Genomic DNA, 1,543 nt, shown 5'->3' with positions numbered 1-1,543 from the left:
GTTCCCGATGATCAAGGGGGATCGACGGCCGACCACCCGGGCGGGGTGGTCAACCGTCGTCCGGGGGCTCCGGTTCCCGGTGTTCACCCGGACGGCGCAACGACCGCCGGTGCGGGCCGCCGCCGCGCGGGCAGCCGTCGGGATGTCGGCGTCATGGTGTGCAATGGGCACCGTGACCGCGCTGTCTGAACCCCTCGCCAAGGTCGTCGGCGGGACCACCGCCAAGGTGATGGCCGACCACCTCGACCTGCGGACCGTCGGCGACCTGCTGCACCACTACCCGCGCCGCTACGCCGAGCGCGGCGAGCTGACCCGGCTCGCCGAACTGCCGCTGGACGAGCACGTGACCGTCGTCGCCGAGGTCGCCGACGCCCGCACCCACACGTTCAACCGGGGCAAGGGCCAGCGCCTGGAGGTCACCCTCACCGACGGCAGCGGACGCCTCCAGCTGGTCTTCTTCGGCCGCGGCGTCCACCACCACAAGCGGGAGCTGGTGCCGGGCCGGCGCGGCATGTTCGCCGGCAAGGTGTCCGTCTTCAACCGCAAGCTCCAGCTCGCCCACCCCGCCTACGAACTGCTCGGCGCCGACACCGGTGACGCCCCCGGCGACGGAGCCGCCGCGGCGCGCGAGTTCGCCGGGCGGCTGCTGCCGCTCTACCCCGCCTGCAAGCAGCTGGAGTCCTGGAAGCTCGCCAAAGCCGTCGCCCTCGTCCTCGACTCGCTCGCCGCCTCCGGCTGGGCCGGGCTGATCGACCCGCTCCCGGACGCGCTGCGCCGCGAGCGCGGCCTCATCGCCCTGCCCGAGGCCTTCGAGAAGGTGCACCGCCCCCGCACCAAGGCCGACATCGCCGCCGCGGGCGACCGCCTGAAGTGGGACGAGGCGTTCGTCCTCCAGGTGGCTCTCGCCCGCCGACGGCACGCCGACCGCCAGCTGCCCGCCACCCCGCGCCGCCCCGCCGCCGACGGGCTGCTCACCGCCTTCGACGCCCGGCTGCCGTTCACTCTCACCGAGGGCCAGCGCACCGTCAGCGAGGAGATCTTCGCCGACCTGGCCACCGACCACCCCATGCACCGGCTGCTCCAGGGCGAGGTCGGCAGCGGCAAGACGCTGGTGGCCCTGCGCGCCATGCTGGCCGTCGCCGACAGCGGCGGCCAGTCCGCGCTGCTGGCGCCCACGGAGGTGCTCGCCCAGCAGCACCACCGCTCCATCACCGAGATGATGGGCGACCTCGCCGAGGGCGGCCTGATCGGCGGCGCCGATCAGGGCACCCGCGTCACCCTGCTCACCGGCTCCATGGGTGCCGCCGCCCGCCGCCGCGCGCTGCTGGAGGCGGCCACCGGCGAGGCCGGCATCGTGATCGGCACCCACGCGCTCATCGAGGACGTGGTGAAGTTCCACGATCTGGGCCTGGTGGTGGTGGACGAACAGCACCGGTTCGGCGTGGAGCAGCGCGACGCGCTGCGCGGCAAGGGGAAGCGCCCGCCGCATCTGCTGGTCATGACCGCCACCCCGATCCCGCGCACCGTCGCCATGACCGTCTTC

The 1,543-nt window shown here is 74.0% G+C and carries 1 protein-coding gene; it reads left to right on the top strand.

Annotated elements, in window-relative coordinates; all coding sequences use genetic code 11:
- Positions 1 to 163: 163 nt before the first annotated feature.
- Positions 164 to 1,543, top strand: a 1,380-nt coding sequence (locus ACFV5N_RS27730) for an ATP-dependent DNA helicase RecG (RefSeq protein WP_385605270.1), incomplete at its 3' end; no start/stop codon positions are given.

Source organism: Streptomyces sp. NPDC059853 (assembly GCF_042731495.1).
Taxonomy (GTDB): Bacteria; Actinomycetota; Actinomycetes; order Streptomycetales; family Streptomycetaceae; genus Streptomyces.
Note: the sequence above shows the minus strand (reverse complement) of the source record. Positions and strands in the feature narration are given on the sequence as shown.